The organism is Pseudocitrobacter sp. RIT415 (genome assembly GCF_003057695.2).
Taxonomy (GTDB): domain Bacteria; phylum Pseudomonadota; class Gammaproteobacteria; order Enterobacterales; family Enterobacteriaceae; genus Pseudocitrobacter; species Pseudocitrobacter faecalis.
In genome coordinates this window covers 184,473-204,289 of the sequence record NZ_QBJC02000001.1, presented here as the reverse complement: position 1 = coordinate 204,289, position 19,817 = coordinate 184,473, and the positions used below count along the sequence as shown (strand labels likewise).

Annotated in this window: 13 protein-coding genes; 7 read left to right on the top strand and 6 right to left on the bottom strand. The window is 53.1% G+C overall.

The genetic code is table 11. The annotated features are described in order from the left end of the window. The first annotated feature begins 169 nt into the window (after nt 1-169). A complete protein-coding gene (gene inaA / locus DBY68_RS00880; protein WP_108473611.1) occupies nt 170-820 on the top strand; it encodes a lipopolysaccharide kinase InaA in 651 nt (216 codons plus the stop codon). Between the two features lie 59 nt (nt 821-879). On the opposite strand, the gene yfaE is transcribed toward inaA, so the two are convergent. The 4 genes from yfaE to ubiG all read right to left on the bottom strand — a co-directional run bounded on the left by yfaE (nt 880) and on the right by ubiG (nt 5,749). Continuing rightward, nucleotides 880-1,134: a class I ribonucleotide reductase maintenance protein YfaE gene (yfaE, locus tag DBY68_RS00875; protein ID WP_108473612.1), complete on the bottom strand. Its 255-nt coding sequence runs from the start codon at nt 1,132-1,134 to the stop codon at nt 880-882. Further along, entirely contained in the window at nt 1,134-2,264 is a 1,131-nt protein-coding gene (gene nrdB, locus DBY68_RS00870) for a class Ia ribonucleoside-diphosphate reductase subunit beta (protein ID WP_108473613.1), read from the bottom strand. Before nrdB ends, yfaE begins: the two co-directional genes overlap by 1 nt. A gap of 123 nt (nt 2,265-2,387) precedes the next feature. Then, the gene (nrdA, locus tag DBY68_RS00865; RefSeq protein WP_108473614.1) at nt 2,388-4,673 is read right to left on the bottom strand and encodes a class 1a ribonucleoside-diphosphate reductase subunit alpha; all 2,286 of its coding nucleotides are present in this window, start codon (nt 4,671-4,673) and stop codon (nt 2,388-2,390) included. 347 nt (nt 4,674-5,020) lie between these two features. Then, nucleotides 5,021-5,749, bottom strand: a complete 729-nt coding sequence (gene ubiG, locus DBY68_RS00860; RefSeq protein WP_108473615.1) for a bifunctional 2-polyprenyl-6-hydroxyphenol methylase/3-demethylubiquinol 3-O-methyltransferase UbiG — start codon at nt 5,747-5,749, stop codon at nt 5,021-5,023. A gap of 158 nt (nt 5,750-5,907) precedes the next feature. Here ubiG and gyrA point away from each other — a divergent pair, with 158 nt between their 5' ends. Beyond that, on the top strand, nt 5,908-8,544 hold the full coding sequence (gene gyrA, locus DBY68_RS00855) for a DNA topoisomerase (ATP-hydrolyzing) subunit A (RefSeq protein ID WP_108473616.1): 2,637 nt from the start codon (nt 5,908-5,910) through the stop codon (nt 8,542-8,544). Nucleotides 8,545-8,665: 121 nt separating this feature from the next. After that, the gene (gene rcsC / locus DBY68_RS00850; protein WP_108473617.1) at nt 8,666-11,515 is read left to right on the top strand and encodes a two-component system sensor histidine kinase RcsC; all 2,850 of its coding nucleotides are present in this window, start codon (nt 8,666-8,668) and stop codon (nt 11,513-11,515) included. A 41-nt stretch (nt 11,516-11,556) separates the two neighbouring features. Here the strand turns inward: rcsC and rcsB are convergent, their stop codons facing one another. Together rcsB and rcsD are read right to left on the bottom strand one after the other, a co-directional pair. Beyond that, nucleotides 11,557-12,207, bottom strand: coding sequence for a response regulator transcription factor RcsB (gene rcsB, locus DBY68_RS00845; protein ID WP_015963687.1), 651 nt, complete (start codon nt 12,205-12,207; stop codon nt 11,557-11,559). Between the two features lie 16 nt (nt 12,208-12,223). Continuing rightward, nucleotides 12,224-14,899, bottom strand: a complete 2,676-nt coding sequence (gene rcsD, locus DBY68_RS00840; protein WP_108473618.1) for a phosphotransferase RcsD — start codon at nt 14,897-14,899, stop codon at nt 12,224-12,226. Nucleotides 14,900-15,701: 802 nt separating this feature from the next. Between rcsD and DBY68_RS00830 the strand changes: the two genes are divergently transcribed. The 4 genes from DBY68_RS00830 to alkB all read left to right on the top strand — a co-directional run bounded on the left by DBY68_RS00830 (nt 15,702) and on the right by alkB (nt 19,764). Continuing rightward, a complete protein-coding gene (locus DBY68_RS00830; protein ID WP_108473619.1) occupies nt 15,702-16,820 on the top strand; it encodes a porin OmpC in 1,119 nt (372 codons plus the stop codon). Nucleotides 16,821-16,924: 104 nt separating this feature from the next. Next, on the top strand, nt 16,925-17,977 hold the full coding sequence (apbE, locus tag DBY68_RS00825) for an FAD:protein FMN transferase ApbE (RefSeq protein ID WP_108473620.1): 1,053 nt from the start codon (nt 16,925-16,927) through the stop codon (nt 17,975-17,977). Nucleotides 17,978-18,049: 72 nt separating this feature from the next. Then, on the top strand, nt 18,050-19,114 hold the full coding sequence (gene ada, locus DBY68_RS00820) for a bifunctional DNA-binding transcriptional regulator/O6-methylguanine-DNA methyltransferase Ada (RefSeq protein WP_108473621.1): 1,065 nt from the start codon (nt 18,050-18,052) through the stop codon (nt 19,112-19,114). Beyond that, nucleotides 19,114-19,764, top strand: a complete 651-nt coding sequence (gene alkB / locus DBY68_RS00815; protein ID WP_108473622.1) for a DNA oxidative demethylase AlkB — start codon at nt 19,114-19,116, stop codon at nt 19,762-19,764. Before ada ends, alkB begins: the two co-directional genes overlap by 1 nt. The last annotated feature ends 53 nt before the right edge of the window (nt 19,765-19,817 follow it).

The following is a 19,817-nucleotide window of genomic DNA, read 5'->3' as shown; positions in this document are numbered from 1 at the left end:
TAATTTGTGGAGAATTTGTTTGATGTTGCGCACATTCGAACTTATTGCTTTCGTTTTCGCGCATTGCGGGCCTAAAAATGAGATGAACAGATAAATGCTAAGCGCTTTGATAAAGGTATTATATGATTCACTTTTGGTAATGTTTAAGCGATAGCGGGCGAGGCAAGTAATGGCTGTGTCAAATGGACTGGATGAATTTAATCAGTGGTGGGCGACAGAAGGTGACTGGGTTGAAGAGCCGAACTACCGCCGAAACGGAATGAGTGGCGTCCAGTGTATTGAGCGTGATGGTAAAAAACTGTACGTGAAGCGTATGACCCAGCACCTGTTCCGCTCGGTTCGCTATCCGTTTGGTCGCCCGACCATTGTGCGTGAAATTGCCGTGATTAAAGATCTCGAAAAAGCGGGCGTTATCGTGCCGAAGATCGTTTATGGCAAAGCGATGAAGATTGATGGCGAATGGCGCGCGTTGTTGGTCACCGAAGACATGAAAGGTTTTATCAGCATTGGCGACTGGTATCATCAGCATGCGGTTACCCCTTTCCCGGACGACGTCCGTGAAGCCATGCTGAAGGCCGTTGCCGTGGCTTTCAAAAAGATGCACAGCGTGAATCGTCAGCACGGTTGTTGCTATGTGCGTCATATCTATGTCAAAACGGAAGGTACGGTAGAAGCTGGTTTCCTCGATCTTGAGAAAAGCCGTCGTCGTCTGAGTCGCGAAAAAGCGATTCATCATGACTTCTCGCAGCTGGAAAAATACCTCGACCCGATTCCGAAAGCAGATTGGGAAAAGGTGAAAGCGTACTATTACGCATTGTGAGGAAAAACTGCCGGATGCGGCGTGCGCCTTATCCGGCCTGATTAAGGTCTCACGCCTTTCTACATTTCTATTTCAATATCACCCTTCGCCCGGCAGCAGCAGGGCAAAATCTCGCCTGGCTGAATGAATGCCAGCGGCTCCGTCAGCCAGTCGACCTGACCCGTGACCAGCCGCGTGCGGCATGATCCGCAGTAGCCTTCGCGGCACTGATATTCAACCGCAACATTGTGAGATTCCAGCGCCGCCAGCAGAGAAGGGTGTTCATCCTGGCACACTAGCTGTGTGCCAGAGATGCGAAGGATAACGCGGCTCATCAGAGCTGGAAATCACTCAGGTCGTCGGTGTTAACTTCAGAGTCAATCTGACCGACCAGGTAAGAGCTCACTTCCACTTCCTGCGGTGCCACCTGCACGTTATCGGACACCAGCCAGGTGTTGATCCACGGGATTGGGTTAGAACGTGTCTGGAAGGGCAGATCGAGACCTACCGCCTGCATGCGGATGTTGGTGATGTATTCCACGTACTGGCAAAGAATATCTTTGTTCAGGCCGATCATCGAACCGTCGCGGAACAGGTAATCTGCCCACTCTTTTTCCTGAAGGGCCGCCTGCACGAACAGGTCATAACACTCCTGTTTACACTCTTCCGCGATTTCTGCCATTTCCGGGTCATCGACGCCGCTGCGCAGCAGGTTCAGCATATGCTGCGTGCCGGTCAGGTGCAGCGCTTCGTCACGAGCGATCAGGCGAATGATTTTGGCATTGCCTTCCATCAGCTCACGTTCCGCAAACGCGAAGGAGCAGGCGAAGCTGACATAGAAACGAATTGCTTCCAGCGCGTTAACGCTCATCAGACACAGGTAGAGCTTTTTCTTCAGTTCGCGCAGGTTGACGGTAACGGTTTTGCCGTTCACCGAATGCGTGCCTTCACCCAGCAGATGCCAGTAGCTGGTCATCTCAATCAGTTCGTCGTAGTAGCTGGAGATGCCTTCCGCGCGTTTCTGAATCTGCTCGTTGGTCACAATATCATCAAACACAATCGCCGGATCGTTGACGATGTTACGGATAATATGGGTGTAAGAGCGGGAGTGGATAGTTTCTGAAAACGCCCAGGTTTCCACCCATGTTTCCAGTTCCGGAATAGAGATCAGCGGCAGCAGCGCGACGTTCGGGCTACGGCCCTGAATGGAGTCGAGCAGCGTTTGATACTTCAGGTTGCTGATGAAAATATGTTTTTCGTGCTCTGGCAGCGCCTGGTAATCAATGCGGTCGCGGGAGACGTCAACCTCTTCCGGCCGCCAGAAGAAGGAGAGCTGCTTTTCAATCAGCTTTTCGAAGATGTCGTATTTTTGCTGATCGTAGCGGGCCACGTTGACCGGCTGGCCGAAGAACATCGGCTCTTTGAGCTGGTCATTTTTCGTCTGTGAAAAGGTGGTATATGCCATGAATGTGTCCTGTGGTTTTAATGCCCCCTCACCCTAACCCCCTCCCGGAGGGAGAGGGAATGGCTCGGTGCGCTTTTCACCCTCTCCCTCCGGGAGAGGGCCGGGGTGAGGGGGAAATAATGATCAGATCTTACACGCGCCGCTTTCGCAGCCATCGTCCTGAATAGACGGCACCAGGTCATCCTGTGCATCTTCAGCCCCGTCGCGGGTGTTCTGATAGTACAGGGTTTTCACGCCAAATTTATAGGCGGTGAGCAAGTCTTTCAGCAACTGCTGCATCGGCACTTTCCCTGACGGGAAGCGTGACGGATCATAGTTGGTGTTGGCAGAAATCGACTGATCGATAAATTTCTGCATGATACCCACCAGTTGCAGGTAGCCGTCGTTGTTCGGCATATCCCACAGCAGTTCATACGCGTCGTGCAGGTGTTCGTAGTCCGGCACAACCTGACGCAGGATACCGTCTTTCGACGCTTTGATGCTGACGTAGCCGCGCGGCGGTTCAATACCGTTGGTGGCGTTGGAAATCTGCGATGATGTCTCGGATGGCATCAGGGCAGAGAGCGTGGAGTTACGCAGACCGTGGGTCTTAATAGACTCGCGCAGGGCTTCCCAGTCAAGGTGCAGCGGTTCGCTGGTGATCGCATCCAGATCTTTCTTGTAGGTATCGATCGGCAGAATACCTTTGGCGTAGGTGGTTTCGTTGAACCACGGGCATGCGCCTTGTTCGATCGCCAGTTCGTTAGAGGCTTTCAGCAGATAGTACTGAATCGCTTCGAACGTTTCGTGCGTCAGGTTGTTGGCGCTGCCATCGGAATAACGTTTACCGTTTTTCGCCAGCCAGTATGCAAAGTTGATGACGCCAATACCCAGAGTACGACGACCCATGGCGCCACGTTTAGCGGCCAGAATTGGGTAATCCTGATAATCAAGCAGCGCATCCAGCGCACGCACCGCCAGCACGGCCAGTTCTTCCAGCTCGCTCAGATCTTTGATAGCACCCAGGTTAAACGCAGAAAGCGTACAGAGGGCGATTTCGCCGTTTTCGTCGTTAACGTCGTTCAGCGGTTTGGTCGGCAGGGCTATTTCCAGGCACAGGTTAGACTGGCGTACTGGCGCAATCGCCGGATCAAACGGGCTGTGGGTGTTGCAGTGGTCGACGTTCTGGATGTAGATACGGCCAGTGGAGGCGCGTTCCTGCATCATCAGCGAGAACAGTTCAACCGCTTTCACGCGCTGTTTACGGATGCTGTCGTCGTTTTCATACTGCACGTACAGGCGCTCGAATTCGTCCTGATCGGCGAAGAACGCGTCGTACAGGCCAGGAACGTCAGACGGGCTGAACAGCGTGATGTCGCCGCCTTTCAGCAGACGGGTGTACATCAGTTTGTTGATCTGCACGCCGTAGTCCATGTGACGCACGCGGTTGCCTTCGACGCCGCGGTTGTTTTTCAGTACCAGCAGGCTTTCCACTTCCAGATGCCACATCGGGTAGAACAGCGTTGCCGCACCGCCGCGCACGCCGCCCTGAGAGCAGGATTTCACTGCCGTCTGGAAGTGCTTGTAGAACGGGATACAGCCGGTGTGGAACGCTTCACCGCCACGGATCGGGCTACCCAACGCACGGATGCGACCGGCGTTAATGCCGATACCGGCACGCTGGGAAACGTATTTCACGATCGCGCTGGAGGTGGCGTTGATGGAGTCCAGGCTGTCACCGCACTCGATCAGCACGCAGGAGCTGAACTGGCGAGTCGGGGTACGCACGCCGGACATAATCGGCGTCGGCAGAGAAATCTTGAACGTAGAAACCGCATCATAGAAGCGTTTAACGTAGCTCAGACGCGTGTCGCGCGGGTAGTTTGAGAACAGGCACGCGGCAACCAGAATATAGAGGAACTGGGCGCTCTCGTAGATTTCGCCTGTTACGCGGTTCTGTACCAGGTATTTGCCTTCAAGCTGTTTTACAGCAGCGTAAGAGAAGGTCATATCACGGTCGTGGACAATGAAAGAGTCCATCTGCTTGAACTCTTCTTCCGTATAGTCTTCCAGCAGATGATTGTCGTATTTACCCAGTTCAACCATTTTCAGTACGTGGTCGAACAGCTTCGGCGGCTCAAACTGGCCGTAGGCTTTTTTACGCAGGTGGAAAATCGCCAGGCGTGCGGCCAGGTACTGGTAATCCGGGGCGTCGCGGGAGATCAGATCGGCTGCAGCTTTAATGATGGTTTCATGGATATCGGAAGTTTTAATCCCATCATAGAACTGAATATGAGAACGCAGTTCAACCTGAGAGATAGAGACGTTTTCCAGACCTTCAGCCGCCCAGTCGAGCACTCGATGGATTTTATCGAGATTGATGCGCTCAGTGCGGCCATCACGCTTAGTCACCAGCAGACTCTGATTCATGTGCTTTTTACCTGTCCGTGAAAAGGAAATATCCCCCCACTTATCCACAAACGTTGCTTGTGGCTAAGTCTGTGGATAAATACTATATATGGGGGTTCTTTGATAAGTGAAACGCTATATGGTGAGTATTCTAGTCTGCTTTCTTTCTCATACAAGAGTTGATTTTGAGGTTAAATTGAGGTTTAGAAAGCGTAAAAAAGGCTAAGTCCGCACGCAGTAAGGGCTGTAAGGGATGTCAACGATTTGCAAAAAAAAATGAAAATTTGATCGAGTGCCGATTTCTTCATCGACAGGGAGGATAGCGCTGCTTGATGCAGCGCAAATCTATATAAGAATATCTTCTGATGTCAGCTATTTTTGTCCGTTGTATGCAACATATAGTTAACATCAACGCCCGGAGCCAGCTTAAAGGTGTTGGTCAGCGGGTTGTAGTGCAGGCCGATCATATGCTGCTCGCGCAGGTTGGTTTCATCGACCCAGCGCAGCAGTTCGGCAGGCTTGATAAACTTCTTAATATCATGCGTGCCTTTTGGCACCATTTTCAGAATGTACTCTGCACCGATGACCGCCATCAGCCAGGATTTGCCGTTGCGGTTCAGGGTGGAAAAGAAGACGTGACCGCCCGGCTTCACCAACTGTGCGCAGGCTTTTACGACCGATTGCGGGTCTGGCACGTGCTCCAGCATTTCCATGCAGGTGACCACATCATATTGCTGCGCATGTTTCGCGGCATGTTCTTCGACCGTTTCCTGCACGTAATCGACGTGAATCCCGGATTCCAGCGAGTGCAAACGTGCCACCTGTAATGGTTCGAAGCCCATATCCAGGCCGGTGACTTGTGCGCCTTCACGCGCCATGCTCTCGGCCAGAATGCCGCCGCCGCAGCCGACATCCAACACTTTCTTGCCAAAAAGGCCGTCAGCGCGTTCGGCGATATAGCCCAGACGCAGGGGGTTGATCCGGTGCAACGGTTTAAACTCGCCTTCCAAATCCCACCAGCGCGAAGCCACGGCTTCAAATTTGGCAATCTCGTCGTGGTCAACGTTGGGCGCTAACGTGTTTTTTTCGGCATTCATGGGCACTCCTGGTCCTTATTTCATTATTACCGCGAGTATATCAGCACAACGACGCGAATAAAGCTCCGGCAGAACGCTATAGGTTTACCTGTCTTTACGCGGTTGTGTTATAATTTGCGACCTTTGAATCCGGGATACAGTAGAGGGATAGCGGTTAGATGAGCGACCTTGCGAGAGAAATTACACCGGTCAACATTGAGGAAGAGCTGAAGAGCTCCTATCTGGATTACGCGATGTCGGTCATTGTTGGCCGTGCGCTGCCGGATGTCCGAGATGGCCTGAAGCCGGTACACCGTCGCGTACTTTACGCCATGAACGTATTGGGCAATGACTGGAACAAAGCCTATAAAAAATCTGCCCGTGTCGTTGGTGACGTAATCGGTAAATACCATCCCCATGGTGATTCCGCGGTGTATGACACCATCGTCCGTATGGCGCAGCCGTTTTCACTGCGTTACATGCTGGTTGACGGCCAGGGTAACTTCGGTTCTATCGACGGCGACTCCGCGGCGGCAATGCGTTATACGGAAATCCGTCTGGCGAAAATTGCCCATGAGCTGATGGCCGATCTCGAAAAAGAGACGGTAGACTTCGTGGATAACTATGACGGCACGGAAAAAATTCCGGACGTCATGCCAACGAAAATTCCCAACCTGCTGGTCAACGGTTCTTCCGGTATCGCGGTAGGTATGGCGACGAACATTCCGCCACACAACCTCACGGAAGTGATCAATGGCTGTCTGGCCTATATCGATGATGAAGACATCACCATCGAAGGGCTGATGGAACACATTCCGGGCCCGGACTTCCCGACGGCCGCCATCATCAATGGTCGTCGCGGTATTGAAGAAGCCTACCGTACCGGTCGTGGCAAAATCTACATTCGTGCTCGCGCGGAAGTGGAAACTGACGCGAAAACTGGCCGCGAAACCATTATCGTGCATGAAATTCCGTATCAGGTGAACAAAGCGCGCCTGATCGAGAAAATCGCCGAACTGGTGAAAGATAAACGCGTGGAAGGCATCAGCGCGCTGCGTGACGAGTCTGATAAAGACGGTATGCGTATCGTGATTGAAGTGAAACGTGACGCGGTGGGTGAAGTGGTTCTCAACAACCTCTACTCCCAGACTCAGTTGCAGGTTTCCTTCGGCATCAACATGGTGGCACTGCACCATGGCCAGCCGAAGATCATGAACCTGAAAGATATTCTTTCCGCGTTCGTGCGTCACCGTCGCGAAGTGGTGACACGTCGTACCATTTTCGAACTGCGTAAAGCGCGCGATCGTGCGCACATCCTTGAAGCACTGGCCGTTGCGCTGGCGAACATCGACCCGATCATTGAACTGATCCGTCGTGCGCCGACCCCTGCGGAAGCGAAAGCAGGCCTGGTCGCACAGCCGTGGGATCTGGGTAACGTTGCCGCCATGCTGGAACGCGCCGGTGATGACGCCGCGCGTCCTGAGTGGCTGGAGCCGGAATTCGGCGTTCGTGATGGTAAATACTACCTGACCGAACAGCAGGCACAGGCGATTCTGGATCTGCGTCTGCAGAAACTGACCGGCCTGGAGCATGAAAAACTGCTCGACGAATACAAAGAGCTGCTGGAGCAGATCGCTGAACTGCTGCACATTCTGGGCAGCGCCGATCGTCTGATGGAAGTGATCCGCGAAGAGCTGGAGCTGGTGCGTGAGCAGTTTGGCGATAATCGTCGTACAGAAATCACGGCTAACACCGCAGACATCAACATCGAAGATCTGATTAGCCAGGAAGATGTTGTCGTGACTCTGTCTCACCAGGGTTACGTCAAATATCAGCCGCTTACCGATTACGAAGCGCAGCGTCGTGGCGGGAAAGGCAAATCAGCAGCACGCATTAAAGAAGAAGACTTTATCGACCGCCTGCTGGTGGCGAACACCCATGACACGATCCTCTGCTTCTCCAGCCGTGGTCGTCTGTACTGGATGAAAGTTTATCAGTTGCCGGAAGCCAGCCGTGGCGCACGTGGTCGTCCGATCGTCAACCTGCTGCCGCTGGAAGCCGACGAACGTATCACTGCGATTCTGCCGGTACGCGAGTACGAAGAGGGCGTGAACGTCTTTATGGCGACCGCCAGCGGTACCGTGAAGAAAACGGCGCTGACCGAGTTCAGCCGTCCGCGTTCTGCCGGTATTATCGCCGTGAACCTGAACGAAGGCGATGAACTGATTGGCGTTGACCTGACGTCCGGTTCCGATGAAGTCATGCTGTTCTCTGCTGCCGGTAAAGTGGTGCGCTTCAAAGAAGACGCCGTCCGCGCCATGGGGCGTACAGCGACCGGTGTACGCGGCATTAAACTGGCAGGTGAAGACAAAGTCGTTTCCCTGATCATTCCTCGTGGCGAAGGCGCAATCCTGACCGTTACCCAGAATGGCTATGGTAAACGTACTGCGGCGGAAGAGTATCCGACCAAGTCACGCGCGACGCAGGGCGTTATCTCGATCAAAGTGACCGAGCGTAACGGTTCCGTTGTGGGCGCGGTGCAGGTTGATGATTGCGATCAGATAATGATGATCACCGATGCCGGTACGCTGGTGCGTACCCGTGTTTCCGAAGTGAGCATCGTCGGTCGTAACACCCAGGGCGTGATCCTCATCCGTACTGCGGAAGATGAAAACGTAGTGGGTCTGCAACGTGTGGCTGAACCGGTTGATGACGAAGAACTCGACGCCATTGACGGCAGCGCCGCAGAAGGTGACGATGAAATCGCACCGGAAACGGACACCGATGACGACGTAGCGGATGACGCTGACGAGTAAATCGTGAGACGTACCAATAAAGGCCGGTTATAAACCGGCCTTTTTTCTGCGTTGCGACAAATGGGTTTTCCCGTTACCTTAACCACATCCTGTTAGCCTTTGATGGCGGAGTTTCGCCCCCTTGAAATATCTTGTCTCCTTTCGTACGACGCTTAAAGTCTCACGCTACCTGTTCCGGGCGCTGGCGCTGCTACTCTGGTTGCTGATTGCCCTCGCATCGGTTTTCTATATCGTGAATGCCTTGCATCAGAAAGAGTCAGAAATACGGCAGGAATTTAATCTGAGTTCCGATCAGGCGCAGCGCTATATTCAGCGTACGTCGGATGTCATCAAAGAGCTGAAGTACATTGCTGAAAATCGTCTCACGGCGACGAATGGCGTACTGCCGCCCACGGCGATAAAAGAGAATACCGAAGTCCCTGACTTCGAACCACTGTTCACCGATTCTGATTGTTCCGCGCTGGACGATGCGTGGCGCGGCTCGCTGGAGTCGCTTTCCTGGTTTCTGCGCTACTGGCGCGACAATTTCTCCGCCGCCTACGATCTCAACCGCGTCTTTTTAATTGGCAGTGAAAACCTGTGCATGGCGAATTTTGGCCTGCGGGATATGCCCATTGAACGTAACCAGGCGCTGAAAACCCTGCACGATCGCATCGTGAAGTACCGTAGTGCGCCGCAGGATGAGAGCGGTAGCAACCTGTTCTGGATAAGCCAGGGCCCGCGCCCGGGCGTTGGCTATTTCTATGCCTTAACGCCGGTGTATCTGGCAAACCGTTTGCAGGCGCTGCTGGGCGTTGAGCAAACTATTCGCATGGAAAACTTCTTCACGCCGGGTAGCTTGCCAATTGGCGTGACGATTCTTGATGAAAACGGCGATTCACTGATTTCGCTCACGGGCCCGGATAGCAAACTGCGTATCGACCAGCGCTGGATGCAGGAACGCGCGTGGTTTGGCTACAGCAGCGGCTTCCGTGAACTGGTGTTGAAAAAGAATCTGCCGCCATCGTCGCTCAGCATTGTGTATTCGGTACCGGTTGATTTAGTGCTTGAGCGCATCCGCATGCTGATCCTCAACGCCGTGCTGCTTAATATCCTGACCGGGGTCGCGCTGTTCACAATGGCGAGAATGTACGAGCGACGGATATTTATTCCTGCCGAGTCTGACGCTCAACGTCTGGAAGAGCATGAGCAGTTCAATCGTAAAATCGTCGCCTCCGCCCCGGTAGGGATCTGTATTCTGCGTACCCAGGACGGTACTAATATCCTGAGTAATGAACTCGCGCATAACTATCTGAATATGCTGACGCATGAAGATCGGCAGCGCTTAACGCAGATTATCTGTGGTCAACAGGTTAACTTTGTCGATGTGTTGACCAGTAACAACACTAACCTGCAAATCAGCTTCGTGCATTCGCGTTATCGCAATGAAAACGTGGCGATTTGCGTGCTGGTTGACGTCAGTTCGCGCGTCAAAATGGAAGAGTCGTTGCAGGAGATGGCGCAGGCGGCAGAACAGGCCAGCCAATCGAAATCGATGTTCCTCGCCACCGTCAGCCATGAACTGCGCACGCCGCTGTACGGCATCATTGGTAACCTTGATTTGTTGCAAACCAAAGAGTTACCAAAAGGCGTCGGGCGTCTGGTGACGGCAATGAACAACTCCTCGAGCCTGCTACTGAAAATCATCAGCGACATTCTTGATTTCTCGAAAATTGAATCAGAGCAGCTGAAAATCGAGCCGCGCGAATTCTCACCAAAAGAGGTGATGAATCACATTACCGCCAACTATCTGCCGCTGGTCGTGCGTAAACGGGTTGGAATGTACTGCTTTATCGAGCCAAACGTGCCGCCGCAGATGCTTGGCGACCCGATGCGTTTGCAGCAGGTTATCTCCAACATTCTGAGTAATGCCATCAAGTTTACCGATATTGGCTGCATCATTTTGCATCTCAAACGCGTAGGTGATTACCTGAGTATCAGCATCCGTGATACCGGCGTAGGCATTCCGGCGAAAGAGGTGGTGCGCCTGTTTGACCCGTTCTTCCAGGTCGGAACCGGCGTGCAGCGCAACTTCCAGGGCACTGGGCTGGGTCTGGCGATTTGTGAGAAGCTCATCAATATGATGGACGGTGATATTGCCGTCGACACAGAACCGGGCATGGGTAGCCAGTTTACGGTGCGTATTCCGCTCTATGGCGCGCAGGCTGCCACGCCGCTGGTGATTGATGCGCTGGCGCAAAAACGCTGCTGGCTGGCGATTCGCAACGAGTCTCTGTATCAGTTTATTGAAACGCTGCTGACCTGGCACGGCGTGGACGTTCAACGCTACGAAGGTGAAGAACCGGCGCAGGATGATCTGCTGATAACCGACGATGACCTGGAAAAACCGTGGACGGGCAAGGCGGCGGTGATCTTCTGCCGTCGCCATATCGGGATCCCTCTCGAACGAGCGCCGGGCGAATGGGTACACAGTATTGTTTCGCCGCACGAGTTAATGGCCCTGCTGGGGCGCATTTACCGCATCAAAGTCGGCAACACGGATCACGCAGAGTCTTCATCGGCGCACGATGTGACCGCCGACAGCAATGACGATATGATGATCCTTGTGGTGGACGATCATCCTATCAACCGTCGTCTTCTGGCAGATCAGTTGGGTACGCTTGGCTATCAGTGCATGACGGCGAATGACGGTGTTGATGCGCTCAATGTGCTGAGCAAAAATCATATTGATATCGTGCTGAGCGACGTCAACATGCCAAATATGGACGGCTATCGTTTAACACAGCGTATTCGTCAGCTTGGCCTGACGCTGCCGGTTGTCGGCGTGACTGCCAACGCCCTGGCGGAAGAGAAGCAGCGCTGCCTGGAGTCAGGGATGGATAGCTGCCTGTCAAAACCGGTGACGCTGGATGTGCTGAAGCAAACGCTGGCGGTCTATGCGGCGCGGGTGAGAAAAACGCGGGAGTCGTAAGATAAAAAAATCCCCCGGCTGGCCGGGGGATTCATAGAGCATTACTCTTTATCTGTCGGGGATAGCGTGACAGAGGAGAGATAGTTCAGCAGAGCAATATCGTTTTCCACACCCAGTTTCATCATCGCTGATTTCTTCTGGCTACTGATGGTCTTGATACTGCGGTTCAGTTTCTTGGCAATCTCGGTTACCAGGAAGCCTTCCGCGAACAGGCGCAATACTTCGCTCTCTTTTGGTGACAAACGTTTGTCGCCATAGCCGCCAGCGCTGATTTTCTCCAGCAGGCGAGAGACGCTTTCCGGGGTGAATTTCTTCCCTTTCTGCAACGCGGCCAGCGCTTTCGGCAGGTCGGTTGGCGCACCCTGTTTCAGGACAATACCTTCGATATCCAGATCCAGCACGGCGCTCAGAATCGCCGGGTTGTTATTCATGGTCAGAACGATAATGGAAATGCCCGGGAAATGACGCTTAATGTATTTAATAAGCGTGATCCCATCGCCATATTTATCGCCCGGCATGGAAAGGTCGGTGATCAGGACATGTGCATCCAGTTTCGGTAAATTGTTAATCAGCGCGGTGGAGTCTTCAAATTCGCCGACAACGTTGACCCATTCGATTTGTTCCAGTGATTTACGAATACCAAACAGAACTATCGGATGATCATCGGCAATAATTACGTTCATATTGTTCATAATAAAGGCTACCTTGCTACAGCAAGCTCTTGACGTAGGCGTCAATGTCGCTGACATATTTTTCTATGGCCGGAGCATCTTTCTCGCGAATTAAATGCTCAAGCGTTTCACACAACTGCTTGCCAGGAACCAGGTTAAGCATAGCAAACACCCCCTTCAGGCGGTGGGCTGTCTGTGCCAACGCGGCGAAATCACGCGCGTCGCATTCAGTATACAGCCTGCTAACATCTTCCGGTACCGTATCAACAAACAGCGCATAATAGCCGCTGGCCTGAAGTTCGGCGTTTTCATCGCCGCCAAGAGGTGATTCCGTGACCTCTTCCTGTGCCAGTTGCTCTTCAATAAGCTGAAGGACCGCGTCCTGCATAGCATTACTGATATTAAAGTTAACCCGCAATTGGCCAGGGCCAATTTTGCGTATCCCAGCTTCATCATCGCTTAAAAGCAAGCCCGAAGCAGTAAGATTAGACGGATTATCTGTTAAAAAGATATCAAATTCTTGACTCGTCGCTCTTTCGTCCGGCGTGATGCAGGTCGCCCCCCAGCTTTCCAGCTGACGCGTCACGATAGTACGAATCTCGTTAGAGGTGATATCCACCATGGCAACCACGTCATCCAGCAGGCGCTCTTCCTGTTCGCTCTCCTCTTCGCGTGGGGCCATTTTTACGTGCAGTGAGTAACGGGTGCCCAGTGATTCGCGCGCTTTAATATTCAGATGTCCACCCAGCTTGCGCGCTAACTGATCGCACAGCCAGAAGGTGAGGGCGTTCGCTTTTCCGTAACGGTCAGACTGCGTGTCATTCAGGTACGGGAAATGCAAATTGTCGATTTCCCCATGGGAGACGCCGTTACCGGTATCCAGAATGCGGAAGGTCAGCCGTTCACCCGCAGACTCATCGGCGTTCACTTCCAGCGTGATTTTGCCGATTTGCGTGGTGGTCACCGCGTACTGAATCAGCAGCAACAGAATGCGGCGCAAGGCATCGCGATCGCCATGACGCTGCTCTTTGGCCGGTAGCTGATTGTTGATCAGCAGTTGCAGGCCTTTACGTTTGATGGCGGGCAGGACTTCAGGCACCACTTCATCAATTAAATCCTGTAGCGAGAAGAGTGTGGACGCGCCCTTCCAGCTGTCATTTTCCAGCATATTGGCGAGCTGAATTTCATCCACCAGACGCACCAGCAGATCGGCGTTGTTCGCCAGCTTCTGGCTTTCGCTGGTATCTATCGCCGCGGCTTCGGCGGCCAGTGTTTTGATCGGCTGCTTTAAGGTGTCGCTGATATTTTGCATAAAGGCCGCGCGGCCCTGCTGGTTTTTCTCATACAGACGCTGCGCCTGTTTGAGCTTTTTATTCACCAGCACTTCGCGGTCTTGATCGCGAATAATGAAGATCTGCATCCGAGGTGAGACCTGGCTGCGGAACTGGCGGATTTCGTACAGCTCATTATTAATGGTGGCCTGAATTACGCCCTGATGCTGATCCGCCATGCTGGTGATATTTTGCAGGTTAAGGTGCGGCAACAGGTGATCGGCGATTTTATTACTGATTAACGTACGGTTCGATTCTTGATCGTGCACCAGCAGCCCCAGCGGCAGCAGCGACACAATCTCTTCATTGATCGCGCGCAGTAGACGTAGCTCGTTATTCGCGCCGGATACCGGTGCGGAGGCTGCGCTTTTGCGGCCCGTCTGATGACGGAACGTGGAGTAACCGAACAGCGCCAGCGCCAGCAGGCCGATATTGAGCAGTAACGGCAGCATGATGTTCTGGAAGGTATCCAGAAGCAGCGTGCCAAACGGTACCTGCCACACCAGACGCATGCCGGTTGAATTCAGCGACGAAGAGATCTCAATACGCGAACTGTTAAAGTTTATCGCGACGCTATCACTGGGTTCTTTATCCTGGCTGCGCAGGGCGTTCTGCGAAGGATCCTGCTCCAGTCGGAAACTGTCGAGCGACATCGCCGGCGGCACCAGATCGTTAATCGGCAGATCAAACGCCACCACCGTCGCAAGATGTCCCGGCTGGTTAAAGGTGGTGCGTAGGGTGAAGTAATGACCGTTTTGCCACGCCAGGCGGCGCAGGGAAGAGAAGGTTTCACGTTCGTCCAGCGTGTTCGCCTGCTGGAGCATTTCGGCACGGCGCGAATCGACGATGTTTCCGACCGTCGACTCCTTAAAACCGGAAGAGAGATCTTTGAGCGGCAGCGTAGAAATCAGGATCAGACTGTTGTCCTGGCCGTTCAGGTAATACATCGACCACGGGATAGTCTCTGCGCCCCACAGCGTATCGAGATAAGTGGACATGCGCTGGGTAATTTCCAGCGTCGAGCTGTCGTGGGAACCGAAAATTAGCGCCTCGGTTTTGCGTCGTGGTTTTTCCAGATAGTAGACGTCCTGCTTCAGACGCGTTTCCTGTAACCCTTCGCTGGACGTGGCAGTTGAGGGGGCGGCGGCAATGTTGTCGTAAATCTGCCAGGTCGCATAACGCCAGGTATCAATGCGCTTATGTACAGCGTGGGTCATGTCGACTATCTGATAGCTTTTGTCCTTCAGCCACGCGTTAACCGCGCTCTGAATCATCACGCCCATCGTTACCAGCAACACGATGATCATTAACAGGAAGAAGCGGGTGATGCTGCCCGGCAGCAGGGAAAATTTACCGGACGTTTTCTTGTCAGACTGACTCATTGGCGTGTGTAACCCATCATAACGGCATCTGAATGAGAATATGCTCAGACTTAGGTGAGCGTGAAACGTCTTAACCTGTTTTGCGCGGCGAACCCACGTCAAATTCTGTGTAACAGGTGAGAGTACAGCAGGCAGTATAAAGGGAACTGTGCCAATTGCCATACTTCCGCGTTTTTCAGCCTCTGAAATGGGCAAATACGCGCGGCTAATATAGAAGAGGAAAAGAGGCGTTTTAGTCAGGTAAAAACGGCTGGCATTAAAACGGAATATTTTATGAAAATTATGTTAGCAATTTGTTATCAATGCCATGTGTGATTAATTAATGAACGTTATTGTTCACAAGCGTAAGTATGCGAGGATTAAAGTTACGTAAAGAAAGGTAAAAAAAACCGGATGCGATGCATCCGGTGGAAATAGGGGTAAACAGACATTCAGAACTGAATGACGGTAATAAATAAAGTTAATGATGATAGCGATATCTATTTTAGTTGCGGGTGAAACTTTTGTTTTACCATTCAGTGCTATACCTGTAACCAATTTTAAGTTATTGATTGTTAGCAGTTATTTTCTGGCTCTTTGTTTATCCGTGCTATTTTTCTTACCGATTTGTGCGAAAAAAAGTTCCGCAAAATTTACATTTTGAAACATCTATATGGATAAATGAAACACCTTTAAGGTTTTAGTATCATTTTGGTGTTGGATTATTCTGCATTTTGCAGCACAATGGGTTTGCCGACTGGTTAATGAGGGTTGACCAGTAAGCAGTGGCATATAAAAAGGCATATAACAGAGGGTTATTAACATGAAAGTTAAAGTACTGTCCCTCCTGGTACCAGCTCTGCTGGTAGCGGGCGCAGCAAATGCGGCTGAAATTTATAACAAAGACGGCAACAAATTAGATCTGTACGGTAAAATCGCTGGTCTGCACTATTTCTCCGATGACAACAGCGCTGACGGCGACCAGACCTACATGCGTATCGGCGTTAAAGGTGAAACTCAGATCCAGGACCAGCTGACCGGTTACGGCCAGTGGGAATACAACGTTCAGGCGAACAACACTGAAGATTCCGGCAATCAGGCGTGGACTCGTCTGGCATTCGCTGGTCTGCGTTTCGGTGATGCAGGCTCCTTCGACTACGGTCGTAACTACGGCGTTGTTTACGACATCACTTCCTGGACCGACGTTCTGCCGGAATTCGGCGGCGACACCTACGGTTCTGACAACTTCCTGCAGCAGCGTGCTAACGGCGTTGCAACCTACCGCAACTCTGACTTCTTCGGTCTGGTTGATGGCCTGAACTTTGCTCTGCAGTATCAGGGTAAAAACGGTAGCCAGTCTGGCGAAGGCCAGACCAACAACGGTCGTAAAGAACTGAAACAGAACGGTGACGGCTTCGGCGGCTCCCTGTCTTATGACATCGGCGAAGGCTTCAGCGTGGGTGGTGCGATTGCCAGCTCTAAACGTACTGATGCTCAGAACAACAATCTGGCATTTGGCGAAGGCGACAAAGCAACCACTTATACCGGTGGCCTGAAATATGATGCGAACAACATCTACCTGGCTGCGCAGTACACCCAGACTTACAACGCAACTCGCTTCGGTGACGCTACCTTCGGCGGTTACGCTAACAAAGCGCAGAACTTCGAAGTTGTTGCACAGTACCAGTTCGACTTCGGTCTGCGTCCGTCCGTTGCTTATCTGCAGTCCAAAGGTAAAGACCTGGGTACTGTAGGTGGTCGTGACTACGGCGATCAGGATCTGGTTAAATATGTTGATGTTGGTGCGACCTACTACTTCAACAAAAACATGTCTACCTATGTTGATTACAAAATCAACCTGCTGGATGACAACACCTTCACCCGCGCTGCTGGCATCTCTACCGATGACATCGTAGCACTGGGTCTGGTTTACCAGTTCTAATCGACTGCAAACCGACAGAAAAGGAGCCGAAAGGCTCCTTTTTTTATGCCCTGTTTAGATGAATTGGTGTACTCTTGCGCGCATTGCAGGAGAAATAATAACGGATGGAAATGAATATTTTACGTGCGGCCCTGGTAAGCGCCGCGTTACTTCTGGCTGGCTGCGATAATGCCAGCACCTCCACATCGCCAACCCAAACCGCAACGGTGCTCGAAGGTAAAACAATGGGTACCTTCTGGCGCGTGAGCGTGGTGGATATCGACAAAAAACGTGCCGATGAACTACGCGAAAAAATTCAGACGCAGCTTGATGGCGACGACCAGCTACTCTCAACGTGGAAAAACGATTCCGCGCTGATGCGCTTTAATCTCTCATCCAGTACCGCGCCGTGGCCAGTTACCGAAGCCATGGCGGATATCGTCACCGAATCTCTGCGCATTGGGCAAAAAACCCAGGGTGCGATGGATGTGACCGTCGGCCCGTTGGTCAATCTGTGGGGCTTCGGCCCGGATAAACAGCCTGTCAGCACGCCGACGCAGGAACAAATCGATACGGCAAAAGCCAAAACTGGCTTGCAGCATCTGACGGTCATTAACACCGCAGGTCGCCAGTATCTGCAAAAGGATCTCCCGGAACTCTATGTCGATCTGTCGACCGTTGGCGAAGGCTATGCGGCGGATCATCTTGCGCGCCTGATGGGGCAGGAGGGGATCTCACGCTATCTGGTGTCTGTTGGTGGTGCGCTCTCCAGCCGCGGCATGAATGCGGAAGGCCGCCCATGGCGCGTGGCGATTCAAAAACCGACGGACAAAGAGAACGCCGTCCAGGCGATTGTCGATATCAACGGTCATGGGATCAGCACATCCGGCAGCTACCGAAATTATTATGAGCTGGACGGCCAGCGCATTTCGCACGTCATCGACCCGCAAACGGGCCGGCCGATTACCCATAAGCTGGTTTCGGTGACGGTGATTGCGCCGACGGCGCTGGAAGCCGATGCCTGGGATACCGGCCTGATGGTTCTTGGCCCGGAAAGAGCCAAAGAAGTGGTGCGCGAGCAGGGGCTGGCGGTGTACATGATCATGAAAGAGGGTGATAACTTCACCACTTGGATGTCGCCGCAGTTCAAAGCGTTTCTGGTGAGCGGTGAAAATTAAAAAGCAAGATTGCTGGTTTTTTGCTGTCTCCTCCAGGGCAAAGTCGTCATACACTTACTGGAGGAGCCTGATATGACATCTCACACTTTTCATACTGATGAGCGCCGCTGGCAGGCGGTGCTTGCGCGCGATGCCGGAGCCGACGGGCAGTTTGTGTTTGCGGTTCGTACCACCGGTATTTTTTGTCGCCCCTCCTGCAAAGCGCGCCATGCGTTGCGCCAGAATGTACATTTTTATCCTGATGCCGAAGCGGCGCTAAAAGCGGGTTTTCGCCCCTGCAAACGTTGCCAGCCGGATACGCTCGATCCGCAACTGCAAAAAGTGAACAAAGTGGCGATAGCCTGCCGGATGCTCGAACAGGATGCGCCCGTGACGCTGGACACCCTGGCCGAGGCGGTGGCTGTCAGCCCCTACCATTTTCATCGTCTGTTTAAATCAGTCACCGGCGTTACGCCGAAAGCGTGGCAGCAGGCGTGGCGTGCCCGGCGCCTGCGTGAAGCGCTGACGGAAGGCGAAGCGGTGACTCATGCTGTCCTCAACGCTGGTTTCCCGGACAGCAGCAGCTACTATCGCCATGCCGACCAGCTTCTGGGTATGACGGCAAAACAGTTTCGGCGCGGCGGTGAAGACGCCATTATTCATTATGCGCTGGAAGATTGCCGTTTCGGACGTTGTCTGGTGGCGCTAAGCGCGCGCGGTATCTGCGCCGTGTTATTAGGCGATAACGATGTGGAACTCATAACCGAACTGCGGCGGCTTTTCCCTTCTGCACAATCACAGCAGGGCAGCCCGGCTTTTCACCAGCAAATTTATGAAGTGGTGATGCGCCTGGACGATCAACAGTTGCCGCTGAATTTACCGCTGGATATTCGCGGCACCGCCTTTCAACAGCAGGTCTGGCAGGCGCTACGCGCGATTCCGCCAGGCGAAACACGCAGCTATCAACAAATTGCCACCGCCATCGGCAAACCGAAAGCCGTTCGCGCGGTGGCTGGCGCGTGCGCGGCGAACAAACTGGCGATTGTGATTCCCTGTCATCGCGTGGTACGTGAAGATGGTAGTCTGTCGGGATACCGCTGGGGCGTGGAGCGAAAAGCCGCGCTGCTGGCCGATGAGAAAAATGCCGGAGGGAAATAATGCTCGATCTCTTTGCTGATGAAGCGCCCTGGCAGGAACCACTGGCGGCTGGCGCGATCATTCTTCGCCGCCAGGCGTTAAGCCAGTCCAGCGAACTGCTGGCGGCGATTGACCAGGTTGCCGCGCTGTCGCCGTTTCGCCAGATGGTGACGCCCGGCGGCTATACCATGTCGGTAGCGATGACCAACTGCGGCCCGCTGGGCTGGAGCACCGATCTGCACGGCTACTGCTACACGCCGCGCGATCCGCTGACGGGCAACGCCTGGCCCTCCATGCCGGATGTTTTCCTCAATCTGGCGCGGGAGGCAGCTTCGCTTGCGGGCTATGCTGATTTTTCGCCGGACGCCTGCCTGATTAACCGCTATCTTCCAGGGGCGAAACTGTCGCTGCATCAGGATAAAGACGAAGCTACGCTGAGTGCGCCGATTGTGTCGGTTTCACTGGGCTTGCCCGCCGTGTTTCAGTTTGGCGGCCTGAAGCGTAACGATCCCCTCCAGCGCGTGCTGCTGGAGCACGGCGATGTGGTGGTGTGGGGCGGCGAATCGCGTCTCTTTTATCACGGTATTCAGCCGCTCAAACCGGGTCACCATCCGCAGGTTGGCCCACTGCGCTATAACCTCTCTTTTCGTCATGCGGGTAATAAAGAATAAAAATAAGAATTATTCTTGATGTACTCGTAAGGCAGTTTACACTGCTCGCTGTT

Excerpts from the sequence above, each read along its gene's own strand:
- inaA (WP_108473611.1), top strand. The coding sequence starts at position 170 with ATGGCTGTGTCAAATGGACTGGATGAATTTAATCAGTGGTGGGCGACA.
- yfaE (WP_108473612.1), bottom strand. The coding sequence starts at position 1,134 with ATGAGCCGCGTTATCCTTCGCATCTCTGGCACACAGCTAGTGTGCCAG.
- nrdB (WP_108473613.1), bottom strand. The coding sequence starts at position 2,264 with ATGGCATATACCACCTTTTCACAGACGAAAAATGACCAGCTCAAAGAG.
- nrdA (WP_108473614.1), bottom strand. The coding sequence starts at position 4,673 with ATGAATCAGAGTCTGCTGGTGACTAAGCGTGATGGCCGCACTGAGCGC.
- ubiG (WP_108473615.1), bottom strand. The coding sequence starts at position 5,749 with ATGAATGCCGAAAAAAACACGTTAGCGCCCAACGTTGACCACGACGAG.
- gyrA (WP_108473616.1), top strand. The coding sequence starts at position 5,908 with ATGAGCGACCTTGCGAGAGAAATTACACCGGTCAACATTGAGGAAGAG.
- rcsB (WP_015963687.1), bottom strand. The coding sequence starts at position 12,207 with ATGAACAATATGAACGTAATTATTGCCGATGATCATCCGATAGTTCTG.
- rcsD (WP_108473618.1), bottom strand. The coding sequence starts at position 14,899 with ATGAGTCAGTCTGACAAGAAAACGTCCGGTAAATTTTCCCTGCTGCCG.
- DBY68_RS00830 (WP_108473619.1), top strand. The coding sequence starts at position 15,702 with ATGAAAGTTAAAGTACTGTCCCTCCTGGTACCAGCTCTGCTGGTAGCG.
- apbE (WP_108473620.1), top strand. The coding sequence starts at position 16,925 with ATGGAAATGAATATTTTACGTGCGGCCCTGGTAAGCGCCGCGTTACTT.
- ada (WP_108473621.1), top strand. The coding sequence starts at position 18,050 with ATGACATCTCACACTTTTCATACTGATGAGCGCCGCTGGCAGGCGGTG.
- alkB (WP_108473622.1), top strand. The coding sequence starts at position 19,114 with ATGCTCGATCTCTTTGCTGATGAAGCGCCCTGGCAGGAACCACTGGCG.